The organism is Pseudomonas mucidolens, from assembly GCF_900106045.1.
Taxonomy (GTDB): domain Bacteria; phylum Pseudomonadota; class Gammaproteobacteria; order Pseudomonadales; family Pseudomonadaceae; genus Aquipseudomonas; species Aquipseudomonas mucidolens.
On sequence record NZ_LT629802.1, the window covers coordinates 1,812,812 to 1,838,521 of the forward strand.

Consider the following 25,710-nt stretch of genomic DNA (forward strand, 5'->3'; position numbering starts at 1 on the left):
AAAGGAAAAATGAATTAATTATTTTAAAAAAGATTTTAAATAATCTACCTGAAAATATCGCCTACGCTACCCACCTGTCGCTGATGTGCGACTTGTCCGACGGACGCGCACCTCACACATGCAGTTAAGATCCAAGGGGAGGGCGGTGGCTGAGGTCTTGATCAATTCCGGTCGGACGGTCAGCAGCAGGGAAAGCAGAGGACCGAGCTATGGCTGTCGAATGGGTTATCGCTGTGGGTATGTTTGCAGGAGTCAGCGCAGCGTTGTGGGGCCTGAGTACCTGGATGACGCGGCGCATTGAAACGGCGGTACCCGTCAATGGACGTTTTTTAGAGGTGGATGGCGAGCGCTTTCATTATGTAGAAGAGGGCAAGGGCCCGCCGCTGGTGATGATCCACGGCTTGATGGGCAGTAGTCGAAACCTGACATATGCCTTGTCCGCGACATTGCGCGAGCACTTTCGGGTCATCACCCTCGACCGACCCGGCTCGGGTTACTCCACTCGGCAGACAGGCACCGGGGCCGACCTGCAAAGCCAGGCACGGCAAGTATCCAGGTTTATTCAGACTCTGGACCTGGGGCAGCCATTAGTTCTGGGGCACTCCCTGGGCGGGGCGATTTCCCTGGCCCTGGCCCTGGATCATCCGCACGCGGTCTCGGGGTTGATCTTGGTGGCGCCTCTGACTCACCCCCAGCGCATGTTGCCGCTGGTATTTCTTTCACTGGCTGTGCGCCCTGGATGGTTGCGCCGCTGGGTTTCGCGCACGTTGACCGCGCCGCTGGGAATGCTGACCAGCGCTTCGGTAGTCAAAGGCGTGTTTGCGCCAGACCCGGCTCCGGCGGACTTCGCCACTCGTGGCGGAGGCATGCTGGGGATGCGTCCGGACAACTTCTATGCGGCCTCCACCGAAATTTCCCAGGTCAACGATTACCTGCCCGACATGGTCAAGCGCTATCCACAGTTGCGACTGCCGATCGGCTTGATCTATGGCGCTCAGGACCAGGTCCTGGATTTTCGCAAGCACGGCCAGGCGCTGGCAGACAAGGTGCCGGGGTTGAAGCTGCAACTGGTCGAAGGACGCGGTCACATGTTGCCGATCACCGCGGTAGAGCGTGTGTCGGCGCTGGTGGAACAGATCGCCAAGCGTGCCAGACCAGCGCCAACCGAGGCCGCTCTGCAACCGACCTTGGTTGTGGCGAGCAAATAATCTTGGTCCTTGCAGCGGTGGCGAGACTTCGTAAGGCCTGCTTTAGACACGTGACCGAACGGCTAAAAAAGAGACTGTGCAGTCAGGTAAAAAAGGCCTTGAGAAAGTAGTTGACGACCTATTGATTCCGCGCTATCTATTTAAAAAAATATTTCAATGTTTGTTTTGAAATGATTTTTGAAATGCCGAAGAGCGAATAAAATAATGAAAAAAACGTCTTTTATCGCATACCCGATCTTCAGTAGCTTTGCGTGCAGCTCAAGTCTGTCGACTGCCCGTATCCCTTCATTTGCCAGCCTGGTTGCACCTGCTGCCCGGTGGCTGCCATGAGCCAGACCCTGACGGCTCCACAGGTATGGACCGATGGCAAGCGTCATCTGTGGTGGCTTGGCATCATGCCGTTGGCCACGCCTTTACTCTCCGGGGCCCTGGCCATCACCACGGGCGTGCAAGCACTGTGGTGGGTCGGCGTGCTGGTGATCTTCGGTTTGATTCCATTGATTGACGGTCTGTTGGGCGAAGACGTCAGCAACCCGCCGGAGTCTGCTGTCAGCGGTCTGGAAGCGCAGAAGTACTACCGCTGGATCGTCTATACCGGCGTGCTCTTCGTCATCTCATCGCTGGTGATTACCGGCTGGCTGGCGGTCAGCGGCATAGACTGGATCATCAGCGGTGGCCTGCTGCAACTCACCGCGTCCCTCGATCCATCGAGCTGGGTTGCGCAGGCCGCCAGCTACATCACTTCACGTACTCAATTGCACGGTGCAGTCAGTGGTTTCACCTACCTGGGCATGGCTATGTCCACTGGCGCCGCCACCGGCATAGCGATCAACACCGCCCATGAGCTGGGTCACAAACCGCGTCTGCTGGAGATCGTGCTGGCGAAGATTACCCTGGCGCCGACCTTCTACGGGCATTTCTACACCGAGCATAACCGTGGTCACCATGTACGCGTAGCGACGCCGGAAGACCCGGCCAGTTCGCGACTGGGGGAAAGTTTCTGGGCCTTCCTGCCGCGTTCGGTCTGGTTCAGCGCGCGCTCGGCCTGGAACCTGGAGCGTGAGCGCCTGCGCAAACTCGGCCTGCCGGTATGGCATTGGAAGAACGGCGTGCTCAGCGCCTGGATGTACAGCGTGGTGCTGTGGGGCGCGATGATCGCCTGGCTGGGGATGGCGGTGATTCCGTTTCTGTTGATCCAGGGCATCTACGGGTTTTCCCTGTTGGAAGTGGTGAACTATGTCGAACATTACGGCCTTCAGCGCCAGAAGTTGCCCAACGGTCGTTATGAGCGGTGCTCGCCCCGGCATTCATGGAACAGCAACCGGATCGTCACCAATATCTTTCTGTTCCAGTTGCAGCGCCATTCCGATCATCATGCCAACCCCACGCGCAGTTATCAGTCCTTGCGTCACTTTGATGAGTCGCCACAACTGCCGTATGGCTACGCCAGCATGATTGTCTGGGCGTATGTACCTTACTTGTGGCGACGACGCATGGATCACCGAGTACTCAAACATTATTCGGGTGATGTAACCCTGGCCAATATTCATCCGCCAAAGCGTTCGAAGATACTTGGGCAGTACGGCAATACGCGTAAGTTCTAATGTAATTCTGAGGTTGTAAGGCGTATTCGGGATTTATATCGCGCAGGGTCTTATCGCCCACGATTTGCCGATATCGAGTGCTGTTCAAGTTACAGGACCGTTGTTTGACCCTGAAAAAAACAAAATAAAGGGAAGCCGTACACATGCAAAAAACTGCGAAGTTCACCACCCATATTGTGCTCGCCGCACTGGGGCTTATTGCCTATCACCAGGCCCAGGCCGCGCGTATCGAGCCTGCCGGCAGTTCCTTCACGGCCCAGGGGCCGATCAGTTTTTCCAAGGGCGCTCTTATCAGTGCCGATTGCACCATCAAGGTCGCCGGAAAAGTTGCGCCTGACGGCTCGTCCGCCAATGTAGACGCCGTTGAGTTCGATGGAGGCCTCAAGTGCAGCCGTGTCGAGGCCATCAACCTGCCTTGGGTATTGGTGGCCAAAGACACAAAAAGCGGCTCGATGTCGAACATCAGTGTGGATGTGCATGCCTTCGGCCTGGGCGGTAAGTGCGGCCCATCCACAGCGCAAGGCACCTGGGATAACGCCACTGGAAAGTTAGAGGCGGCCAACGTGCCGATCGGCGAAGACTGCACGATCAAGACAGTGTCGATCAAGATGCCGCCAACGTTCAAGGTCGTCGAATAAGCAATTTAAGTTGTCGCGGTAATTGAATTGAGATTTGGCTGGAAAGGGACGTTCCGCAGTTTCACCGTGACCTCTCGATCATGGCCATTACCCCCCCGGCGAAATGATTCGCCTTACATGTGAGGAAAAACAATGAAAAGCTTGAAAACCCTCGTTTGTGCAACTTCTTTTGCAATGTGCTTTGGTGCGGCGTCGATGGCCAGTGCGGCGTCGATTATTCCGAATGGTGCGTTCACGACTGACCCGGGCACCATTGTGGTGACGTCGCCGTCTTCTTTCGGGGCACCTGTTACCTGCGGCATCACCTTCGGCGGGACAGTCACCGGCGGCGTTGCCACCATCACGTCGGCCAGCCTTACCGGCGGTGGTCTGTGCGGCTTGCCCAAGCTGAAAAACATTCCGTCTCCGGGCTGGGTTTTGACCGCTACCAGCTTTGCTCCAAGTACCGGAATCGGTGCGGGTAATGTGACCAACGTGGGCTGGACGGTAGCGTTCCCGTCTTCCAACTGTGGCGCAGGCACGATCACCGTAGCCTGGAATCAGGCGACCAAGATGCTGACTGCGTCTAACCAGGCGCTTTCCGGCAATTGCGCCGTCCAATCCTTGAGCGTCAAGGCGCCCGGTTTGAGCCTCGCCCCTTGAACCATCGACGCTGTAGAGCAAAGGGCTGATTACCCCTGAAGTGCAGGCGCCTCGCAAGAGGCGCCCGTTGAGGTAAACCGCATCGGTTTGACCGACCGGGGCGGACAAAAACAATAAGGAGTGGAGCATGAATAATAAGAAACAACAGGCGCACGCGTTCCTCGGCCTGGCATTGCTGGGTGGAATGCTGGCGACAACCGGCTCGGTTCAGGCGGGCGGCTTCATGGCTCCGACTGCTAATGCCGCCGGCTGGGGGCGGGCGTTCGGTGGCGGTTCGATGTTCAAGAACGACCCGTCGGCCGCCTTTAACAACCCGGCAGCCATGGCGTTCATTGACAAGACCGTTTCTCAGTTCACCCTCAGCTACGCAAACATTGACATCAAATACAAAGGGTCCGCGTATGACTACGCGGGCAATCCGGCATCCAACACGATCTTCGATCCCAACACGGGTCTCAGCTCGACACCACGCACCGGTGACGGCGGCCAAGGCGGATTCGAAGCCTATATACCGACCGGGTTCATGGTGATCCCGATTAACGACCGCTTTGCCTTCGGCCTGAGCCAGGTGGTGCCGATGGGCGCCCGTACCACTTGGGATTCCGACTGGAAAGGTCGGGACTTTGCGGTGGATACCCGAATTGAAACCGTTGGCCTGACCGGCTCGCTGTCGTTCAAGGTCAATGACCAGTTTTCCGTGGGCGCCGGTGCGATTCTTCAGCACACCAAAGGGTTTGTAAGCCAGAACGTCGATCTCTATGCCGCCGCTGCGCAGTCGCCGGATCTGGGCAACATTCCGTTTCCGGCGGGCCAGGGCCATGCCTTGATGCGGGTCAAGGTCGATAATAACTCGTTGGGCTGGTTTGCCGGTGTAACCTGGAAACCGACATTGCAGGACACCGTTGGCCTGAATTACCACGCCAAGATCAAGAACAAACTGGAAGGTAAATACAACGTCTACGCGGATCCGACCTCGGAAGGGGTAATGACAACACCTGTGCTGGATGGCAAGACGCTGGTCGAATTGGCCTATCCAGGCCTGAAACTGTATCCCGGTGGTGCCAACGCTTCAACGCAGCTGGACATTCCAGCCAACGCGTCCCTGGACTGGGTACACCAGTTTTCCGACCGCCTGAGCCTGGGGGCCAGCGTCACCTGGACCCAATGGTCTTCGTTCAAGGCGCTGACGTTGAAGTCCGAAGGCAACACTATTGTGTCGATTCCGTACAACTACAAAAACACCTGGATGTACTCATTCGGCGGCGACTACCGACTTACCGATGACCTTACCGTGCGCGCCGGTGTGGCCTTCGACCAGACGCCTACCCGCAACTCCACCCGTGACCCGCGTATTCCGGATGGTGACCGGACCTTTGCGTCCCTCGGTTTTGGCTACAACATCCGGGCGATTCCGGGGTTGAGTATCGACGGCGCGTATTCACGGCAATTTGTGGAAACCGTCAAGCTCAAGACCAAGAACGTAGATCGCCTGGGTGCTGGATCGCTGGATGGCAAGTCCGAGGCCAAGGGCGAAGTGCTCAGCCTGACGGCCACCTACGCTTTCTGAGTTGAAGTCGGAGCAATAAGAAAAACCTGTGGCGAGGGGGCTTGTGTGGCGAGGGGGCTTGTCCCCCGTTGGGCTGCGCAGCAGCCCTAATAGCGGCTGTTTTAGCCCTACGTCCGGCGAGCCCTCGCCACAAGGAAGGCATCCAAATTTTTATGAATGATCAATCCGGCTGAGCTGCTCAGCCGCAAATTTTTTGGGCAAATAGTTAAATTAAAATTTCAAAAGATAATTTTAATTTATCTTTTCAAGTTTGTAGTGTGGCGTTAAGTCGCGGGTCATTTCGACCTGCTCGCTTGTGTGCCGTACCCTGAATTGAGTCGAGGTGTCTCCATGATTATCTGGTTATTGGCGGGGCTCGCCGCGGCTATCACCCTGGCCTATCGACAAGCCACTGCTGTGTTGTGGTTAGCTGCTGGCCTGGTCTGGCTGGCTGGTGGTTATCTGTTCAACGCGGTGGCGGGACTCGGGATCAGCGTCGCTGCATTGCTGGTGGTGATGCCGGCGTTGCTGATGACGCTCAAGCCGTTGCGCCGCTCATTGTTGACCAGTAAGGCGTTAAGCCTGTTTCGCAACATCATGCCGGCCATGTCCGACACTGAACGTGCGGCCATCGAGTCCGGTACCGTGTGGTGGGATGCCGAGTTGTTCAGTGGCCAACCCCGTTGGGAGCGCCTGCTGCAAGCGGCGCCTGCGCGCTTGAGTGCCGAAGAACAGGCATTCCTCGACAACGAAGTGGAAACCCTTTGCGACATAGCCAACGACTGGGAAACCACCCAGGTCTGGCAAGACATGTCGCCTGAAGGGTGGCAGTACACCAAGGAAGCGGGTTTTCTGGGGATGATCATTCCCAAGCAATACGGCGGCAAAGGCTTCTCTCACTATGCACATTCGCAAGTGGTGATGAAGCTGTCGACCCGTTGCTCGGCCGCCGCCATTTCGGTGATGGTGCCCAACTCCCTGGGCCCGGCCGAACTGTTGTTGCATTACGGTACCGATGCCCAGCGCAACTACTACTTGCCGCGCCTGGCCCGAGGCGAAGACATCCCGTGCTTTGCCCTGACCAGTCCCTATGCCGGCTCCGACGCGGGGGCGATTCCCGACCTGGGCATCGTCTGCAAAGGCATTCACGAGGGCCAGGAAGTGTTGGGTTTCAGCGTCACCTGGGACAAGCGCTACATCACCCTCGGGCCGATTGCGACGGTGCTGGGCCTGGCCTTTCGTGCCGAGGATCCGGACGGCCTGCTGGGGCAGCCGGGCTCCTTGGGCATCACCTGTGCGCTGATTCCAACCTCCCATCCTGGGGTGCAGAGTGGTCGTCGGCATTGGCCGCTTAACGCGGTATTCCAGAACGGCCCGACCCAAGGTAAAGACGTGTTCATTCCTCTGGAGTGGGTGATCGGTGGTCGCGAACAAGTGGGTAATGGCTGGCGCATGTTGATGGAATGTCTGGCGGCCGGGCGTGCGATTTCCCTACCATCGGCCAACGTCGGCCTGGGCAAAGTCGCAGTGCGCGGCACCACGGCGTATGCAGCGATGCGTAAGCAATTCGGTCTGCCCATCGGCAAATTCGAAGGCGTGCAGGCTCCGCTGGCACGCATGTCCGGGCACTTGTATGCCTGCGACGCGGTGCGCAAGGTCTCGGTGGCGTCCCTGGATGCCGGCGAGCAGCCCTCGGTGATTTCTGCGATTGCCAAATACCACGTCACCGAGCGGGCGCGGATGATTGTCAACGACGGCATGGATATCGTCGCCGGCAAGGGCATTTGCATGGGACCCAACAACTTCCTCGCCCGCGCCTACCAGCAAAGCCCTATCGCGATTACCGTGGAAGGCGCCAACATCATGACCCGTTGCCTGATTATTTACGGCCAGGGCCTGATTCGTTGCCATCCCTATGTGTTCCGCGAAATGGAAGCGGCGCGCAACAGCGACGGACGCAAGGCGCTGGTGGATTTCGACAGTGCGATGTTTGGTCATCTGAGTTTTGTGCTGGCCAACACCGTACGCGCGGCGGTGCATTCACTGACAGGCGGCCGGCTGATTTCCGTACCGGGCAAGACCGATCCGGCGCTGGCGTCCTACTACCGGCAAGCCAATCGCCTGTCAGTGGTACTGGCGTTGATTTCCGACATCTCCATGGGGGTGCTGGGCGGGGCACTTAAACGCAAGGAAAGTATTACCGGGCGTCTGGGAGACATACTGTCCCAGCTTTACATCCTGTCTTGCGTGCTCAAGCGCTTCGAAGACGATGGCCGGCCCCAGGCAGATTTGCCGCTGGTGCATTGGTCAGCCCAGGACGCTCTGCTGCGGGCTCATGAGGCGTTGGCGGAAGTGCTCGATAACTACCCGTCAAAAGCCGCTGCGCGGGTGATTCGCGGCGTGAGCTTCCCGTTTGGCATCCCGCAGCGCAAGCCGTCGGATCGCCTGCTGGCCGCAGTGGCGGACCTGGTACAGACCCCGGGCGAAAGTCGTGACCGGCTGCTGGCCAATTCCTATATCCCACGGCCGGAAGTCGACAAGCTGGCTTATGGCGAGCTGGCGTTCCGCCTGTTGCCGCAGGTGGAGTTGATCGAGGCGCGGCTCAAAAGCGCGACCCGCCAAGGTGTACTTGAACCGATGCCGATCTCCGGCACGGCGTTTACCCATTGGCGAGTCAAGGCCCGGGCCCTGGATTTGATCAGCGACGACGAAGAGGCGTTGCTGGCGCGCTATGTGGAATACGCCGATCACGGCATTCAGGTCGACGATTTCCCTCAGGACTTCGGGCTGCTGGAGGCGCTGCAGCAACGCCAACAGACATTGGATCAGTTGGCCAAACCCGCGACCAAACGTCGGGCCAGCCAAGACGCAAACGCATCGGTCGATTGACCCTTAAATCGTAGGCGCGAGCTTGCTCGCGAAGAACCCAAGAGCGCCGCGTTTATGCAGGGTGGTCTCCTCATCGTTATGGTTCTTCGCGAGCCCGTTCGCGCCCACAGAAATGCAACAGGATGACCTATGAGCGACCGTTACCTATCTTTCGTCAATTCTCCTTGGGGGCATTGGTTCGCCAAGACTGCCGGACTTGCGCAACCGTTACCCTTGCAACGCCATCGCAGCGGTCAGCAACGCCTGGTCAACCCCGTGATCGTCGCGGGAGCAGGGCGCCTGGCAGACGAGGTGCAGCGGGTCTTTCGCGCCACGGACACCGTGACGGCGCAAGCCGCGACAATCAAGGGACCATCCACCGTCAAGGTGCAGGGCGCGGTGTTTGATGCCAGTGAGATTGTCGATCTCAAACAACTGGATGAGCTGTACGAATTCTTCCATACCAACGCCAAACGCCTGGGGCAACACGCGCGCGTGCTGGTGCTGGGCACGGCGCCCGAACACTGCACGGCGTTGCCCCAGGCTGTCGCGCAACGTGCCTTGGAGGGCCTGGTGCGATCACTGGCCAAGGAATTGCGCCGGGCGATCACCGTGCAATTGGTGTATGTCGCGCCGGGTGCTGAAGGCGTGCTGGAAAGTAGCCTGCGCTTCTTTCTTTCGCGGCGTTCGGCCTATGTTTCCGGGCAAGTGGTGCGCCTGGAAAAAGCCGTTGATAACGCGCTGGAGATTGACTGGGATCTGCCGTTGAAGGGCCGTCGCGCCCTGGTCACCGGCGCTTCCCGAGGCATTGGCTTGGCCATCGCCCAGGTACTGGCGCACGAAGGTGCGCAGGTGGTGTGTGTCGACGTACCCCAAGCCCTGGAATCCTTGCAACAGGCTGCCCGTCAGGTCGGGGGCAGCGCATTGGCGCTGGATATCACCGCCAGTGATGCCACGACGCAGTTGCAGGCCCATATCCACGAACACGGCGCCTTTGATGTAGTGGTCCACAACGCCGGGATCACCCGTGACAAGACCATCGCAAAAATGTCCGAAGCGGCCTGGCGCAGTGTGCTGGCGGTCAACCTCGAGGCGCCGTTGCAGCTTAGCTTGGCCTTGCTGCAAGGACAGGGGCTCAATCCCGGGGGGCGGATCGTCTGCGTGTCGTCGATCTCTGGAATCGCCGGCAATCCGGGGCAGAGTAATTACGCGACCTCCAAGGCCGGGGTGATTGGCCTGGTGCAAGGCCTGGCGCCGCTGGCAGCCGCGCAACAGGTCACCGTGAATGCGGTGGCACCGGGGTTTATCGAGACGCTGATGACCGCAAAAATCCCGCTGATGATTCGTGAAGCGGGGCGGCGGATGAATTCCCTGTCCCAGGGCGGACAGCCTGTCGATGTGGCGCAAACCATTGCCTGGTTGGCCCATCCAGCCTCGGGCGCAGTCAATGGCCAAGTGGTCCGGGTCTGCGGCCAAAGCCTGTTGGGAGCCTGAGTATGGAGTATGTGACGCAGATCATCGATCCGCCGCCGTCGCGCAACCGACTGCTGCTGGATGGGCTGTTGGCACTGCGCAAACCTACGTTCGATGGCGCGCCCGCGTTACCCAAGGAGCGATTGGTACGTGCGGCGGTGGAGCTATCGGCACCGACGATTTCCGCTTACGGCCGCGCCTGCGGTTTTCGTCGCGAGCAAGGCGTGCCGTTGTCTTACCCCCATGTGCTGGCGTTCCCGCTGCACCTGATGTTGCTGACCCGGCCGAGTTTTCCCTACCCGGCCAGCGGCATGGTGCACCTGGCCAATCGCATCCGTCAGCACCGGCGCCTGGAAGAAGACCAGGCCCTGCGCCTGGAGGTGTATGCCGAACGCTGGGTCGCCCATCCCAAGGGCCAGGCCTTGAGCATCGCCACCCGCGCCTACAGCGCGGGTGAGCTGACATGGGAAAGCGACAGCCTGTATTTGCGCCGTGACGTCGTCGATCCAGTGGGCGAGCCGTGGGGTGACAACCTGTCGCTGCCCGACCAAGGGCTGGTGCGTACTCAGCGCTGGGCATTGCCTGCTGATCTGGGGCGACGATTTGCCAAGGTCTCGGGCGACTACAACCCGATCCATACCTCGTTGATCGGTGCGCGCTTGTTCGGTTTTCGCCGCGCTATTGCCCATGGCATGTGGACCCTGGGTCGCGCACTGGCCGCCCAGCAACCGCCGGGCGGGCTGGACGTGGCCGAGGCGCATTGCGATTTCAAGTTGCCGATCTTCCTGCCCGGCCAGGTCGCCTTGTGGAATGCACCGGCGGCCGGTCCGCGACGTGCGTTCGAGGTGCGCAACCTGGCCGGGGATAAACCGCATATGCGCGGCTTGTTTATCTGGCATTCACGTTTTGATGAGAGTCGTCCATGAGTGACTACAGCTTCAGTCCTGCCCCGACTCGCCGCGTGGCGATTGTCGGTGGCAATCGCATTCCGTTTGCCCGTTCCAATACGGTGTATGCCCACGACAGTAATCAGGATCTGTTGGTTGCCGCGCTGCAAGACCTGGTCGACCGGTACAACCTTCACGGCGTGCGCCTGGGTGAGTTCGCCGCGGGGGGCGGTGATCAAGCATTCGCGGGATTTCAACCTGGCGCGTGAATCGTTGCTGTCCACCACCTTGTCTCCCGAAACCCCGGCCTACGACCTGCAGCAAGCCTGCGGCACCGGCCTGGAAGCGGCATTGCTGGTGGCCAATAAAATTGCCCTCGGGCAGATTGAAGTGGGCATTGCCGGTGGTGCGGATACCACTTCCGATGCGCCGATCGGCATCAACGAGTCCCTGCGCCGCACGCTGTTGTCCGCCAATCGCGCCAAAGGCAGTGTCAACAAGCTGCGCAGTCTGCTGAGTGTGCGACCGTCAATGTTTTTCAAGCCGCTGCTGCCGCGCAACGGTGAACCACGCACCGGCTTGTCCATGGGCGAGCACTGCGAGGAAATGGCCAAGCACTGGCACATCACGCGGCTGGCCCAGGACGAATTGACCCTCACCAGCCACCAGCGGCTGAATGCGGCGTATCAAGACGGTTTCTTCGACGACTTGATCAGTGCGTATCGTGGCCTGGCCCGTGACAACAACCTGCGCGCCGATGCCAGCCTGGAAAAGCTCGCCGGTTTGTCTGCGGCCTACGACCGTCAGAACGGCACGCTCACGGCCGGCAATTCCACGCCGCTGACGGATGGCGCCTCGGTGGTATTACTGGCCAGCGAGGAATGGGCCGCGGAGCGTGGACTGACGGTATTGGCCTACCTGCGCACGGGCGAAACCGCCGCGGTGAACTTTGTCGACGGCAGCGAAGGTCTGCTGATGGCACCGGCCTATGCGGTGCCACGTATGCTCAAGCGTGAAGGTTTGAGCTTCGATGACTTTGACTTGTTCGAAATCCACGAAGCCTTCGCTGCTCAGGTGCTGTGCACCCTCAAGGCGTGGGAAGACGCTGACTATTGCCGCGATCGGCTGGGGCTGGACGCGCCATTGGGCAGCATCGACCGCGCCAAGATGAACGTCAACGGCGGCTCCCTGGGCTGTGGTCATCCGTTTGCCGCCACCGGCGGCCGGCAACTGGCGGCGCTGGCCAAAGCCATTCACCAGCGCGGCGGCGGGCGCGGTCTGATCTCCATCTGCGCCGCCGGCGGGTTGGGTATTACCGCTATCGTCGAGAAGTAGCCCCACAAAAACAACAACAAGGAGACTGCCATGAACGCTGTAAGCCTGGACCAAGCAGAACGCATCTGGCTGAACGCCTACCTGCCCGGCGTGCCCACCGACATCGACGCCGGCATCGAGGACTACCCATCGTTGCGCGAGGTGTTTCTCGAGCACTTGCACAAGTACCGCGACCGCGTGGCTTACGTCAGCATTGGCACCGAAATGACCTACGCCGACTGGCAGGCCCAAGGCATCGCCTTCGCCGCCTGGCTTCAGGCCCAGGGTGTGCGCAAGGGCGACCGTGTGGCCTTGATGATGCCCAATTGCTTGCAGTACCCGATCTGCCTGTTGGGCACCATTCTGGCTGGCGCGGTGGTGGTCAACGTCAACCCGCTGTACACCTCCCACGAACTCAAGCACCTGCTCAAGGACAGCGGCGCGGAAACCGTGGTGATCTTCGAGAACTTCGCCCACACCCTGGAAAAAGTCGTAGCCGGCAGCAACGTCAAGCGCATCGTGATCGCCGCCATCGGTGACTTGCTGGGCACCTTCAAGGGCGCGGCGATGAACTTCATCCTGCGCAGTGTGCAAAAACAGGTGCCGCCCTTCAAACTGCCGGGGGCGCTGCGTTTCAACAGCGTACTTAAACAGGGCAGGGGGCAGACGCACACCCCGGTGTCGCTGGAGCGCGAAGAACTGGCCTTCCTGCAATACACCGGCGGGACCACCGGCGATGCCAAAGGCGTGATGCTCAGTCACCGCAATATCATCGCCAATCTGTTGCAGGCCAAGGCGTGGGTCGGCGACCAGTTGGACCAGAACCAGCAGGAAACCAACGTCACCCTGTTGCCGCTGTACCACATCTTTTCGCTGACCGTGAATTGCCTGATGTTCATGTGCCTGGGCGGGCGCAACATCCTGATCGCCAACCCGCGGGATGTGAAGCGCGTGCAGATGATCCTGCGCAAGGAACGTTTCAACGGCATCGCCGGCGTCAACACGCTGTTCAATGGTTTGCTGGAGAACAAGGAATTCTGTGCGCGGGATTTTTCCGATCTGCGCCTGGTCATCGCCGGCGGCATGGCGACTCATACCGCGGTGGCCAAGCGCTGGAAGGAGGTCACCGGTTTGCCGATCATCGAGGGCTACGGTCTCACGGAGTGCTCGCCGGTGGTGAGCATCAGCCCCATCGACATTGCGCGGATGCGCGAGATGGAATTCACTGGCACCATCGGTGTGCCGCTGCCGTCGACCTGGGTGCGTTTTGTGCGTGAAGACGGCGAGCTGGCCGAGGTGGGCGAGCAGGGCGAACTGCAGGTACGTGGTCCGCAGGTGATGAAGGGTTATTGGAAGCGCCCGACGGAAACCGCCGAGGTGCTGGATGCCGACGGTTGGTTTTCCACGGGCGATATCGGCGTGATGAACGAGCAGGGCTACATTCGGCTGGTGGACCGCAAGAAAGACATGATCCTGGTCTCGGGTTTCAACGTGTATCCCAATGAAATCGAAGACGTGGTGGCGTTGCATCCAGGTGTTGCGGAAGTCGCGGCGATTGGCGTGGAAGATGGGGTCACCGGGGAAAAGGTGAAGATCATTGTGGTGCGCAAGGATCCGAGCCTGACCCAGGAGCAATTGCTCGTGCATTGCCGGGAGTATCTGACCGGGTACAAGGTGCCGAAGTTTGTCGAGTTTCGTACCGAGGAACTGCCCAAAACCACGGTGGGCAAGGTACTGCGCAGGGCCTTGCGTTAGATCAAGAGGCGGTCTGTTTTCTCGGTTGCATGCCTCACCGTGTAGGCGCGAGCTTGCTCGCGAAGGCCGTTAACGATGACATGGGGAATCTGCGTTCCCGAGGCGTCCTCCGGTCTTTCGCGAGCAAGCTCGCGCCTACATACGAGCTTCACACTTCACTCACCCTGACCCAACGCTCCTGCCGCGCGGCAAGCCGAATCGCCGCAGCCAAGCGCTCCACTTCCCACGCTGCGGCAAAATCGATGCCGGTCGATCCCTGGCCTGCCAGCGCCATGATCAACTCATGCACTTCCAGTGTTTTCAGCTCGTTGTACCCCAACTGATGGCCTGCCGCCGGGCTGAACGCCGCGTACCCGGGCAGGGCTGGCCCGGCCAGCACACGCTGGAAACCGTCCTCCCCGGCGCGACACAGACGCAGTTCATTCAAGCGTTCCTGATCGAATGCCAGCGTTGCGCGTGTCCCGCTGATTTCAAAACTCAGGTGGTTCTTGTAGCCGCGCTTCAGCCAGCTGCTGCTGAGGGTTCCGCGCGCGCCGTGGGCAAACCGCAGCAAGGCGTGGACTTGATCGTCCACCACGATCGGACGCCGCTCGGCACTCCCGGCGCTGGCAGGACGTTGTGTGTGAATGGTCTGAGTGTCGGCACAGACGCTCTCGACATCCCCCACCAGAAACCGCGCCATGGACAGCAGATGACTGCCCAGGTCGGCCAATGCACCGCCGGCATGTTCCACGTCGCAACGCCATGACCAGGGCGACGCCGGATCGGCCATGAAATCTTCGCTGAATTCACCCTGGAAGCTGATGATCTGCCCCAACTCGCCGTTGTCGATCATCTGTCGGGCCAGAACAATCATCGGGTTGTGCTGGTAGTTGTAGCCGACTCGCGTCACAACCCCGGCCGCGCTGGCGGCACGCCGCATGGCAGCGGCCTGCTCCAGGCTGACCGCCAGCGGCTTTTCGCAATACACCGCCTTGCCCGCCGCGACTGCGGCCATGGCCATTGGGTAATGAAGGTGGTTGGGGGTGGTGATGGCGACCACATCCACCGTCGGATCGTCGATCAACTGTTGCCAGTCATTGTGGACCCTGGCAAACCCCCAGGCCGTGGCGCAGCGTCGGGCGCGCTCGACATCGGCGTCGGCCAGGGCCGCCAGTTTCAAGGTGACGGGTAGTTCAAACACCGCTCGTACGTTGTTGAACGCCAGCGCATGGGCGCGGCCCATGAAGCCTGTACCGATCAAGCCGACTCCGAGTTCTCGCATTGCGGTGATCCTTTGGGATTAGGGTTTTCAGGAAGTGTATTTATGGAATAAAAATTCTCTAATATCAATAAGTGGAATAAAAATATCGACTTTGTCCAGCCGCAGTGCCATCACTTTGGCGAATGCAGCTATATTCAGCTCCAAGGCAAAAGGCCTTCAGTTAACAAAAGATAACGTAGCGCTGATTGTCAGACGATTCGAAAGCCCGATAGGATGGCCCTGCTTTCACCAGTGGCTCTAGATTGCAGGTTTCAGGACAGTGTTCTGGGCTCGAGCGCTCGGGAAGGCGATACGACCTAACAATAATAAATGGGAGAAAGGTCTATGAGTGAGCCTGTCATGGGTGTGGGTTTTTGCCGCCCGCGAGCGTCGCGCAAGGTCGCGGTGCTGGCCACAGCGCTCTCGCTGATGGGGACTGTGGTCTTTTCGACAACGGCCCAGGCTACAACTGACACCGCGCCGGCGGTGTTTGCCATTCAATCGGTCCTGGCCGAAAAAAGCCTGATGATTGACGTCGCCCACGCCGGCAAACGCCTGGTTGCGGTGGGTGATCGCGGGCATATCCTCTATTCCGATGATCAGGGCGCCCATTGGACCCAGGCCAAGGTCCCGACCCGGCAACTGCTCACGGCGGTGTTTTTCATCGACGAGCAGCATGGCTGGGCGGTGGGGCACGACGCCAAGATTCTGGCCAGCAGCGATGCCGGGGCGACCTGGACCCAGCAGTTCGAAGACCGCAGCCGCGAAGCGCCACTGCTAGACGTGTTCTTCAATGATACCGAGCACGGGTTCGCCGTGGGTGCCTACGGTGCGCTGGTCGAGACCCGCGACGCTGGCAAGACCTGGGCAGATGTCAGCGATCGCCTGGACAACGAAGACCAATACCACCTCAACGCCATCGCCCGTATCAAGGGCGCAGGCCTGTTCATCGTCGGCGAGCAGGGCAGCATGTTCCGCTCCAGCGACGACGGGCACACCTGGGAAAAACTCGCAGGCCCTTACGAGGGCTCGCTGTTTGGGGTGATCGGCACCGCTCAGCCGAGGACGTTGCTGGTGTATGGCTTGCGCGGCAATCTCTACCGATCCACGGATTTCGGTGATACCTGGCAACCGGTGGAACTGAAGGCGGCCCGTGGCGCCCTGGAGTTCGGGCTGTCGGGCGCGACGCTGCTGGACGACGGTTCACTGGTGGTGGTGGGCAACGGCGGCAGCGTGGTGGTGAGCCACGACGACGGGGTGAGCTTCAGCGTATTCAACCGCGCGGACCGGGTTTCCCTGTCGGCGGTGACGGCGGCAGGCAATGGCAACTTGATTCTGGTGGGACAGGGCGGCGTGCGCGTGGCCGCGCCAAACGGCGCCGCGCTGATCAAGTAAGCCAAGGCACAATAATAAGAAGGCGGGGATCTACATGAGCAGTCATCACAACGACAAGGCGACGTTTCTGGAACGCCTGATTTTCAACAACCGCCCGGCAGTGATTGTCATCTGCCTGCTGGTCAGCGTCTTTCTGTTCTGGCAGGCGACGCTGATCCGGCCTTCTACCAGCTTCGAAAAAATGATCCCCCTCGAACATCCCTTCATCGTGAAGATGATGGAGCACCGCAATGACCTGGCGAACCTGGGCAACACGGTGCGGATCTCGGTAGAAGCCAAGGACGGCGATATCTTCAACAAGGCGTACATGGAGACCCTGCGCCAGATCAATGACGAGGTGTTCTACATTCCCGGCGTCGACCGCTCCGGTCTCAAATCCTTGTGGAGCCCCAGCGTCCGCTGGACCGAAGTGACCGAAGAAGGTTTTGCCGGCGGCGAAGTGATCCCCCAAAGCTACGACGGCTCCCAGGAAAGCCTCGACCAGTTGCGCAATAACGTGCTCAAGTCCGGGCAAGTGGGGCGGCTGGTCGCCAACAATTTCAAGTCGAGCATCGTTGACATTCCGCTGTTGGAGTCTTATCCGGACCCCCAGGACCAGGGCACGTTACTGGCGCTGGACTACCAGAAATTTTCCCACGAGCTTGAAGAAAAGATCCGCGACAAGTTCGAAGCGCAAAACCCTAACGTGAAGATTCATATCGTCGGTTTCGCCAAGAAAGTCGGCGACCTGATCGATGGCCTGATCATGGTGGTGGTGTTCTTCGGCATCGCGTTCATCATCACCCTAGTGTTGCTGTACTGGTTCACCTGGTGTATCCGCAGCACCATCGCGGTCCTGATCACCACGCTGGTGGCGGTCGTCTGGCAATTGGGTCTGATGCACGCGGCGGGCTTCGGGTTGGACCCGTATTCAATGCTGGTACCGTTCCTGATCTTTGCCATCGGCATTTCCCACGGCGTACAGAAAATCAACGGTATCGCGCTGCAATCCAGTGAGGCCGACAACGCGCTGACCGCCGCACGGCGTACCTTCCGCCAGCTGTTCCTGCCGGGAATGATCGCGATCCTCGCCGATGCCGTGGGTTTTATCACTTTGCTGATCATTGATATCGGGGTGATCCGCGAATTGGCCATCGGTGCCTCCATCGGCGTGGCGGTGATCGTGTTTACTAACCTGATCCTGCTACCAGTAGCGATTTCCTACGTCGGTATCAGCAAACGCGCCATCGAGCGCAGCAAAAAAGATGCAGTTCGCGAACATGCGCTTTGGCGGCTGCTGTCGAAATTTGCCAGCCCCAAGGTGGCCCCGGTCTCGATCCTTCTCGCGCTGATCGCCTTTGGCGGCGGCCTCTGGTACAGCCAGAACCTGAAAATCGGCGACCTTGACCAGGGCGCGCCAGAGTTGCGCCCGGACTCGCGCTACAACAAAGACAACAACTTCATCATCAGCAACTATTCCACCAGTTCCGACGTCTTGGTGGTGATGGTCAAGACCAAGGCTGAAGGCTGCTCGCGGTATGAAGCCATGGCGCCTATCGATCAACTGATGTGGAAGATGCAGAACACCGAGGGCGTGCAGTCGGCGATTTCCCTGGTGACAGTCTCCAAGCAGATGATCAAGGGCATGAACGAGGGCAACCTGAAATGGGAAACCCTGTCGCGCAACCCGGATGTACTGAACAGCTCTATCGCCCGCGCCGATGGCCTGTACAACAACAGCTGTTCGGTGGCGCCGGTGCTGATCTTCCTCAATGACCACAAGGCCGAAACCCTCGACCGCGCCGTGCATGCGGTGCAGGAGTTTGCCAAGGAGAACAACAAGGACGGCCTGGAATTTATCCTCGCCGCCGGTAACGCCGGTATCGAGGCCGCCACCAACGAGGTGATCAAGGAGTCGGAGCTGATCATCCTGCTGCTGGTGTACCTGTGTGTGGCGACCATGTGCATGATCACCTTCCGCTCCTGGGCGGCGACCCTGTGCATCGTCTTGCCGCTGGTGCTGACCTCGGTACTGGGCAACGCGCTAATGGCGTTCATGGGCATCGGTGTCAAGGTCGCGACCTTGCCGGTGGTGGCGCTGGGCGTGGGGATTGGCGTGGACTACGGCATCTACATCTACAGCCGTCTGGAAAGTTTCCTGCGCGCCGGGCTGCCGTTGCAGGAGGCGTACTACCAGACGCTGAAATCCATCGGTAAGGCCGTGCTCTTCACCGGCCTGTGCCTGGCGATCGGCGTGTGCACCTGGATCTTCTCGGCGATCAAGTTCCAGGCGGACATGGGCCTGATGCTCACCTTCATGCTGCTGTGGAACATGTTCGGCGCGCTGTGGCTGCTGCCGGCGCTGGCGCGGTTCCTGATCAAGCCAGAGAAATTGGCGGGGCAGAAGGGCAATTCGCTGTTCGCGCACTGATCGGACGCTGCAACGACAAAGCCGCAAACCCAGGTTTGCGGCTTTGTCGTATCCAGTTCCGGGCTGTTTTGCCGAGATCAAGGCGCTAGGGGCAAGAACCAGCGTTGCGCCAGGGCTTTGCCGAGCAGACCCCGGTGTACATCCACCACCGCGTAAGGGTTATCAGCCTTGGCCAGTTGTGAATGGTAGTGTTCCTTGCGTTGTTCCTTGGTTTTCAAATGGGCCACGCTGTAATCGGCTTTCGGGGTGTTGGCCGTTGCGTAGTGAAAATGCGCGTACCAGAGGGGACTACCGTTACGGTCATTGATGGCGTACTCCTCGAGGAAATCCTTGCGCACACCCTTCAAGGCTATGCGTTCGCCGAGCCGCGCGACCTGGATCAGTTTTTTGTCGAACAAGTACTGAAGGTTGCCGTCGGTAGGCGGCAAGTGCAGGCTTAATTCGGTGCGCAACGCACTGCCTTTGGTTTTCAGCTGCGAAATGGCCTCTGACATTTGCTCGATCAGTGTTTGATCGGCCTGTGTGCGGGGCGTTTGCGAGGCGGTAAGAGCTCTTTCGAACTCCTCGGAAAGCTTGCCGAAGCGATTGGCCTCATTGTTGAGGATTTCCTCGATTTCCTGAGGAAAGCGGCAGCGCTTTTTGTAGCTTTCAGCATTCCCGAGATGTTTTTCCAGCTGCCCGAGCAGTTTGCGCACATCACCCTTGACCACATCGAGAGACCTTGTTTTGGGCGGTGGGGCCGGACGCACTTCTTCGACGATGTCCCAGACGTCTCCATGACGCGAATACCGGGCAAGCAACTTGTCATCGGCTTCGGAGCGCAGCTCGACGACTTCAATTGGAAAGTTTTCGCTGGCCGGTTTCAGGTCACCAATCAGCACGCCATTCTTGCGGGTTTTGATGACCTTTTTCTGAGGGCGCCCGGCAGCTGTTTTGGGCTGCCTGGGCGGGCGTTTGCGCGGTTGTGGCTCGGGTTTGACTTCTGCGGCCAATTTTTGCAACGCGTCCTGATACAGACCTTCGACCAGTCTGAGCAGCCTGTCGAAATAGGCTTCGTCAATCTCGTCGACATAGAGGGTTTTCATACCCTGCAAAGCGTCGAGGGAGTTACCATACTGCTCCGACAGGCTGGTGAGTATCTCAAGTTGTTCCGCTGGGGTCAGGTCGTATCTTCGCAGGTCGGAGTGGGAGCGCAGCTGTTCCCTCAATGACTCGAGGATGCTACGCAGGTTGTCGTCCAGGCCGAAATCGAAATCTTCGATAGCCATATACCAAAGCACATTCAACTGATTGGCTTTTGTGGTCAATGCGTTACTTTCATGCCACGGCTTGTCCTCGGTCTGACGCTCGAACGCTGCGGCATCCAGGTTCAATAACTGCTCCAGGTAGCGGTCCCTGAGTTCATGCCAATAGGTCACACGATCGTAGATGTCACACACCTTATCCTTCTTCGTATCGATGACAGTCTCTCCCAGCTCTACATTTTCGAGCAGGATGTGTAGCTCGATCATTAAGATATGGACGGCCTCGTCGGCACGTTCGATCACCCATTCCATCATGCTGCTAATGATCTCCGGGACTGTTTCAATACCCAGTTCGGCATGTTCGGGCAGGGTGTCCAGCACTTTCACAACGGTGCCGGTGTGCGTCTGGAGCAGTTCATAAAACTTTTCACGTATGCGCGTACGCTGCCTATCGGTAAAGTCGCTCCTCTTCTCCTTCTCGGACTGGGCCAGCAAATGTCTGGCAATGTTCAGGGCCTTTTTGTAATCGGTCTTTTGCGCATCCAGTTTGTACATCGCATCGAGCAGTTCGACCCGTCTTTGGGCCTTGCGCAGGCGCAGGTCCTTTACGCGTTTGGGTGGCATCCCCCCGCGCAGACGAAGGCGCAGATCCACGGTCCAGTTGCCGTGTGGGTTCGATTGCAACACCGGGCCGCTGCGTGCCGGATCGAGCGAATCAACGATCGTCGCGCTGCCATCCGATTGCGGGCTGACTTGATACAAATGGTCTTCAACCAGGGCGTGCCATTTGTCGCCGATCACGTACAAACCCCTGAATATGCCATTTTCAAGCGGTTCAGGCAGTGACGCGGGGCGCGGCACCTGCAAGCTCAGCAGTCGGGCGTGTTGCTCCGGCGTCAGGCGGTGACGGGCGCTGGCGAAACTGAAATCCAGGCTCATGCCGGTGGCGTCGGGGTGTTCACCGGGCAACGCGACGGGCCCTTCAAGAATGTCCGGCGTTTTGGGCACCGGCCACTGCTCTGGGATAACGCGTGGCGCGGGCGGGCTCATCGCGTGCTGCTTGAGGGTTTTGGGCAGCGGTGCATGAACAGCGGTGGCGGCGAGGAGCGGGATCGCCAGCATGCTGAGGTTGAGTAGCAAATCGACGGTGGCGAGTTCTCGTGTCAGCGGATCGTCGCTGGCCAGGGCCGGAATATCATGACTGGCGCTGGCTATCAGGCTCCATAGCCAAGTAGCGGCCACGATCGAGCCGGGCAGAAAAGGCGCCAACATCAACGTACCGAGCAGCAGGCTGCCGCCCTCGATAAACACCGCCCAGCGGCTTTCGCTGTTGGAGACCGAATCTCGATCGGCCTGGGCAACCAGCGCTCGCGCAGTGCTGCCGTAGAGGTACTGCTGCAATTTGCCGTTGTGCAGAAATTGCAGCAACTCGTCGTTGACGCCGTTGATGGCGAGTGTCGCCGGAGCGGGTATTTCGGGGAGGCTGAACTCGTCGCCGCTAAGGAAACGCACAATGTGCGGCTCGCGGAAGCCGCCATTGGCATATACCGAGCGGGCGGTGTCGGGCAACCAGGTCAGGACACTGTTTTGCAGCTCCCCAGGTTCGACGATGGCTTCCAACAATGCCTGGCGCGTCGCGAATTGCTGCAGCGAGGGCGTGTAGAACGGGCGATAGAGCAGGTGCGGGCCCGTTTCAGCATCCTGCGGCTCGATGATAAACATATTGGTCACGGGATCGGGTCGGGCCTCGGGTTTGCGCAGCAAGGCCAGGTGTCGAATGACCACCGGCCGGCCGCTGACCTGTTGACCCTCGGCGTCGGGTTCAAGAAGAGCATCGATAAGGCCCAGGCCTTGGCGAGTCATGCCGTTTTCGTTGTTGAGCACCTGTTTCAGTGCTTCAAGCGACAGCTGTGCCGGGACCTGTTCGGCAAACATCTGTTGATGTTCCCGCGCTTGAGGCAAATCGTCGAACAGTTTTTGTTGCAGATACCGGGGATAGGTCGTGCCGATGTCGACCTGTTCGATCAGCCCGTCCTTGCGGGTAATGAAGTCCGGCGTCAACCATGCGGGAAGGGTCAGGCCCAGGCGATGGCTGAGGGTCAAGTGTCCTCCTGGCCGGGCGACGAGATTGTTGATCGCCAGCTCGGTCAGGCTCATGATTTTTTTCTCGATGATGCCGGTTGTTCCCGGATAGCCCGCGGCGACGATGAAGGTCAGTTCCACATCGTTGGGCAGGTAGTGGCTGGCGGAAACTCTGGTCGGGCTACTGTCGTTCGTTTGTTGCATGTGCTTGAGCAAGGCGTCTTGCGTAAAGGTCTTGATGTCCTGGATGTCGCTGAGAAAGGTTCGGCCTTGACGGCGTTTTTTGGCGCTGGCCAGTGCCAGGCTGTAGCGCTGGAACTTTGTTTGATCGACGACGCTGGCGGCTTTCAGCCATTCGGGCAGCAGTGGCTTGAGGCGTGCCGACATTTCAGGTGTGGGGCGCGGAGCGTCGAGCAGAAAACGCGCCGGGTCGCTCAATTCTTTGTAGAGCGCGTGCAGATCCTGCCGGCCAATCCGGGAGGGCAACTGAATAGCTTTCAGGTCGGCCAGTTGCTGTTCCAGCAGCATCGCCGCCTGGGTGTCGAAGGCATCGCCACTGATCTCGTTGCGCTGGCAGGTGACGGTGTCGACGACGTAGCGGCTGGCGATCAGTTTGCCCATGTGACGGTTGCAGGCCTCCAGCGATTCAAAGGACTGCACGGCGCTGCCGGGGCTGCACAGCAGGAAAATGGTTGTGCTTTTTGACGTGTGGACCAGGAGGATTTCGTTGCCGGGCAGCACAGTGCGGGTGGGCCCCTGGGCGAGGGTGTACGTCAGGCTGTAGGCGTAGACGGGGGCCTGGCTGTTGTGCTGCAAGCGTTGCTCACGCGCAGGCCATTGGACGATCTGGTTCAGGGCCTCACGCGCCTGGTCCGTGAGTCCTGGCTGTTGCAGCCCGCGGATATGCAGCAGGTTCTTGAGTACATCGCTGAGCCAGCGCCAGCGGCTGATGCTGTTGTGCGAGTCGGTGCCGATGTCGGCGTTCCAATAGCGGGTCAGTGCGTCCTCGAACCCGATCGGCACGCTCCAGGGCAGTTCAAGCAAGCGTTTTTCGATGAGCTCCATGTCCAGATATTCTCCGGCCGACTTGAGCGGGGGCGGCATCAGCTGGGGATAAAATTGGCCCCAGAGATCATTAACATTTTCAGAAAGAAAGCAGGGACGCCGGTCCGCAACCCGGAAATCCACGGGTGTGCCCTGGGCCAGGTAATCGAAAACGCGGTGCATGAACGGTTCGCGACGCCAGCCGCGGGAGCCGGCATTTGGCGTTGCCAATTGGGTCGTGGAGAGGTCGAAGGTCAGCGCGGGGTATATTTCCTTGATGGCTTGCTCAAGCATGTGTTGCGCGACCTGCTCGAAGGTTGGTCGGCTGGCAAATTGCAGGCCGACGCTCAGTGCCAGCGCACTGCTGCTGTCAGCTGGGGAGGGCGAAGTCATAAGAAGTCCTTTTCGTAAAACTCATGGCCGTCAGGATGACGACGATAAAAGTATCGTCATCCCTGTCCCATGCGGGTGGTATGTAGATACCCGCCTGCCGTTCGCGGGGGGTGCCAGGTCTCGCGGGAGTCTCGGTGAAATCGGAGGAGATCAGGAGGGATTGCTGCCCATATAACAAGGCCTCGTTTGTCGTCGGGTTTGAAGCGTTTGGAAGCGATGTGCATGCCCAGTTCCTGGACGACATGGGGCTGATCTCACCTTCATGTTGTTGTGGAACATGTTCGGTGCGCGGTGGCTGCTGCTGGCGCTGGCGCGCTTCCTGACCAAGCCTTCGAGGCTGGCGGGGCAGAAGGGCAATTCGTTGTTCGCTCACTGGCCGGTTGCTGAAACAACAAAGCCGCAACCCCAAGGTTGCGGCTTTGTCGCATTCAGCTCCTGGTCCTTACCGGGAAAGTTTTCTTGCAGAGATTAAGGTGCCAAGGGTAGAAACCAGCGTTGCGCCAGGGGCTTGCCGAGCAGCCCGCGATGCACATCCACCACCGCATAAGGGTTATCGGCCTTGGCCAGCTGTGAATAGTAATGTTCCTTGCGCTGTTCCTTGGTTTTCAGGTGGGCGACGCTGTAGTTGTCTTTCGGCGTTTCGGCCGTGTCGTAGTGAAAGTGCGCGTACCACAGGGGGCGACCGTCACGGTCATTGATCGCGTATTCCTCGAGGAAGTCCTTACGGGTGCCCTTCAAGGGAATGCGTTCGCCGAGCCGCGCGACCTGGATCAGGTTTTTTTCGAACAAGTACCGCAGATTGCCTTCGGTCGGCGGCAATCGCAGGCTCAATTCAGTGCGCAACGCAGCACCTTTGCTGGTCAACCGCGAAATCGCCTCGGACATTTTTTCCAGCAGGTTGTGGTCGGCCTGAGTGCGCGGGCTGTGGGTGGCCGCGAGGGTTCTATCGTATTCTGCGGACAGTTTGCCGAAGCGACTGGCCTCATTGTTCATGATTTCCTCGATTTCCTGAGGAAAGCGGCAGCGTTTTCTGTAGCTTTGCGCGTTAGCCAGGAGTTTTTCCAACTGCCCCAGCAGCTTGCGTGCATCGCCCCGGATCGCATCGAGCGCCCGGGTCTTGAGCGGTGGTGCCGGACGCACTTCTTCGACGATGTCCCAGACGTCGCCGCGCTGCGAATAGCGGGCAATCAGCTTGTCATCGGTTTCGGAGCGCAGCTCGACGACTTCAAGCGGGAAGTCTTCGCTGGCCGGTTTCAGGTCGCCAATCAGTACACCGTTCTTGCGGGTCTTGATGACCTTTTTCTGCGGACGCCCGGCCGCCGTCTTGGAGTGGCGGGGCGGGCGCTTGGGCGGTTGGGGTTCGGGTTTGACTTCGGCCGCGAGCCTTTGCGAGGCTTCCTGATAGAGGCCTTCGACCAGCTTGAGCAGCCTGTCGAAATAGGCTTCGTTGATGTCGTCGATATACAGGGTTTTCATGCCCTGCAACGCGTCCAAGGCGTAGCCATACTGCTCGGACAAGCTGGCGAGGACGTCAAGTTGCTCTGCCGGGGTCAGGTCGTAGCGGCGCAGGTCGGCGTGCGAGCGCACCTGATTCGTTAGTGGCTCAATGATGTCGTTCAGGTTGTCGCTGAGGCTCGAATAGATATCCTTGAGCGACAGGTGCCCCAGCACATCCAGCTGGCTGGATTTGGTGGTCAAGGCGTTGCTGCGGTGCCACGGCCAGTCGCTGGTCAGACGCTCGAACAGCGCGGTGTCGAGGTTCAACAGCTTCTCCAGGTAGCGGTCCCGCAGCTCCTGCCAATAAATCACTCGATCGAAGTTATCGCACAGTTTATCAAGCAGCAGGTCGTTGCTCTCCGAATCGATGATAACCGTGCCCAGCTCGCCCATCTCACGCCTTTTTGCGAGCAGGATGTCTTGCTCTATGTTGAGGATCTGCACCGCATCCACCGCACGTTGCGCCA

14 protein-coding genes and 1 pseudogene are annotated in these 25,710 nt (G+C 59.3%); 12 read left to right on the forward strand and 3 right to left on the reverse strand.

Features of this window, described 5'->3' with window-relative positions; translation table 11 throughout:
• The first annotated feature begins 209 nt into the window (after nucleotides 1-209).
• From BLU75_RS08735 to BLU75_RS08780, 10 genes and pseudogenes are all read left to right on the forward strand, one after another.
• The gene (locus BLU75_RS08735) at nucleotides 210-1,208 is read left to right on the forward strand and encodes an alpha/beta fold hydrolase (RefSeq protein ID WP_084380227.1); all 999 of its coding nucleotides are present in this window, start codon (nucleotides 210-212) and stop codon (nucleotides 1,206-1,208) included.
• Nucleotides 1,209-1,534: 326 nt separating this feature from the next.
• On the forward strand, nucleotides 1,535-2,812 hold the full coding sequence (locus BLU75_RS08740) for an alkane 1-monooxygenase (protein ID WP_084380225.1): 1,278 nt from the start codon (nucleotides 1,535-1,537) through the stop codon (nucleotides 2,810-2,812).
• A 143-nt stretch (nucleotides 2,813-2,955) separates the two neighbouring features.
• The gene (praA, locus tag BLU75_RS08745; protein ID WP_084380223.1) at nucleotides 2,956-3,450 is read left to right on the forward strand and encodes an alkane oxidation protein activator PraA; all 495 of its coding nucleotides are present in this window, start codon (nucleotides 2,956-2,958) and stop codon (nucleotides 3,448-3,450) included.
• A gap of 132 nt (nucleotides 3,451-3,582) precedes the next feature.
• Nucleotides 3,583-4,092 carry an alkane oxidation protein activator PraB gene (gene praB, locus BLU75_RS08750; RefSeq protein WP_084380221.1) on the forward strand — a complete coding sequence of 170 codons (510 nt, stop codon included), beginning with the start codon at nucleotides 3,583-3,585 and terminating at the stop codon, nucleotides 4,090-4,092.
• Nucleotides 4,093-4,219: 127 nt separating this feature from the next.
• A complete protein-coding gene (locus tag BLU75_RS08755) occupies nucleotides 4,220-5,659 on the forward strand; it encodes an outer membrane protein transport protein (RefSeq protein WP_084380219.1) in 1,440 nt (479 codons plus the stop codon).
• 330 nt (nucleotides 5,660-5,989) lie between these two features.
• Nucleotides 5,990-8,527, forward strand: coding sequence for an acyl-CoA dehydrogenase (locus BLU75_RS08760; RefSeq protein ID WP_084380217.1), 2,538 nt, complete (start codon nucleotides 5,990-5,992; stop codon nucleotides 8,525-8,527).
• Between the two features lie 129 nt (nucleotides 8,528-8,656).
• Complete coding sequence (locus BLU75_RS08765; protein WP_084380215.1) at nucleotides 8,657-10,000, forward strand: 3-oxoacyl-ACP reductase; 1,344 nt, start codon at nucleotides 8,657-8,659, stop codon at nucleotides 9,998-10,000.
• Nucleotides 10,001-10,002: 2 nt separating this feature from the next.
• A complete protein-coding gene (locus BLU75_RS08770; RefSeq protein ID WP_084380213.1) occupies nucleotides 10,003-10,905 on the forward strand; it encodes a MaoC/PaaZ C-terminal domain-containing protein in 903 nt (300 codons plus the stop codon).
• Nucleotides 10,902-12,201, forward strand: a pseudogene (locus BLU75_RS08775) (acetyl-CoA C-acetyltransferase). The gene BLU75_RS08770 and the pseudogene BLU75_RS08775 overlap by 4 nt, the downstream one beginning before the upstream one ends.
• A gap of 30 nt (nucleotides 12,202-12,231) precedes the next feature.
• Complete coding sequence (locus tag BLU75_RS08780; RefSeq protein ID WP_084380211.1) at nucleotides 12,232-13,935, forward strand: AMP-binding protein; 1,704 nt, start codon at nucleotides 12,232-12,234, stop codon at nucleotides 13,933-13,935.
• A gap of 148 nt (nucleotides 13,936-14,083) precedes the next feature.
• Here the strand turns inward: BLU75_RS08780 and BLU75_RS08785 are convergent, their stop codons facing one another.
• Nucleotides 14,084-15,199, reverse strand: coding sequence for a Gfo/Idh/MocA family protein (locus BLU75_RS08785; protein WP_084380209.1), 1,116 nt, complete (start codon nucleotides 15,197-15,199; stop codon nucleotides 14,084-14,086).
• Between the two features lie 324 nt (nucleotides 15,200-15,523).
• Between BLU75_RS08785 and BLU75_RS08790 the strand changes: the two genes are divergently transcribed.
• Nucleotides 15,524-16,573, forward strand: coding sequence for a WD40/YVTN/BNR-like repeat-containing protein (locus tag BLU75_RS08790; protein WP_084380207.1), 1,050 nt, complete (start codon nucleotides 15,524-15,526; stop codon nucleotides 16,571-16,573).
• 34 nt (nucleotides 16,574-16,607) lie between these two features.
• The gene (locus BLU75_RS08795; protein ID WP_084380205.1) at nucleotides 16,608-18,983 is read left to right on the forward strand and encodes an efflux RND transporter permease subunit; all 2,376 of its coding nucleotides are present in this window, start codon (nucleotides 16,608-16,610) and stop codon (nucleotides 18,981-18,983) included.
• Between the two features lie 77 nt (nucleotides 18,984-19,060).
• On the opposite strand, the gene BLU75_RS08800 is transcribed toward BLU75_RS08795, so the two are convergent.
• Entirely contained in the window at nucleotides 19,061-23,746 is a 4,686-nt protein-coding gene (locus tag BLU75_RS08800) for a dermonecrotic toxin domain-containing protein (RefSeq protein ID WP_084380203.1), read from the reverse strand.
• Nucleotides 23,747-24,214: 468 nt separating this feature from the next.
• Nucleotides 24,215-25,687 (reverse strand): hypothetical protein, encoded by a 1,473-nt coding sequence (locus BLU75_RS27785; protein WP_231982630.1) that lies wholly within the window; start codon nucleotides 25,685-25,687, stop codon nucleotides 24,215-24,217.
• Nucleotides 25,688-25,710 lie beyond the last annotated feature (23 nt).

Coding starts and splice junctions, on each gene's coding strand:
- BLU75_RS08735 (WP_084380227.1), top strand. CDS start 210: ATGGCTGTCGAATGGGTTATCGCTGTGGGTATGTTTGCAGGAGTCAGC.
- BLU75_RS08740 (WP_084380225.1), top strand. CDS start 1,535: ATGAGCCAGACCCTGACGGCTCCACAGGTATGGACCGATGGCAAGCGT.
- praA (WP_084380223.1), top strand. CDS start 2,956: ATGCAAAAAACTGCGAAGTTCACCACCCATATTGTGCTCGCCGCACTG.
- praB (WP_084380221.1), top strand. CDS start 3,583: ATGAAAAGCTTGAAAACCCTCGTTTGTGCAACTTCTTTTGCAATGTGC.
- BLU75_RS08755 (WP_084380219.1), top strand. CDS start 4,220: ATGAATAATAAGAAACAACAGGCGCACGCGTTCCTCGGCCTGGCATTG.
- BLU75_RS08760 (WP_084380217.1), top strand. CDS start 5,990: ATGATTATCTGGTTATTGGCGGGGCTCGCCGCGGCTATCACCCTGGCC.
- BLU75_RS08765 (WP_084380215.1), top strand. CDS start 8,657: ATGAGCGACCGTTACCTATCTTTCGTCAATTCTCCTTGGGGGCATTGG.
- BLU75_RS08770 (WP_084380213.1), top strand. CDS start 10,003: ATGGAGTATGTGACGCAGATCATCGATCCGCCGCCGTCGCGCAACCGA.
- BLU75_RS08780 (WP_084380211.1), top strand. CDS start 12,232: ATGAACGCTGTAAGCCTGGACCAAGCAGAACGCATCTGGCTGAACGCC.
- BLU75_RS08785 (WP_084380209.1), bottom strand. CDS start 15,199: ATGCGAGAACTCGGAGTCGGCTTGATCGGTACAGGCTTCATGGGCCGC.
- BLU75_RS08790 (WP_084380207.1), top strand. CDS start 15,524: ATGAGTGAGCCTGTCATGGGTGTGGGTTTTTGCCGCCCGCGAGCGTCG.
- BLU75_RS08795 (WP_084380205.1), top strand. CDS start 16,608: ATGAGCAGTCATCACAACGACAAGGCGACGTTTCTGGAACGCCTGATT.
- BLU75_RS08800 (WP_084380203.1), bottom strand. CDS start 23,746: ATGACTTCGCCCTCCCCAGCTGACAGCAGCAGTGCGCTGGCACTGAGC.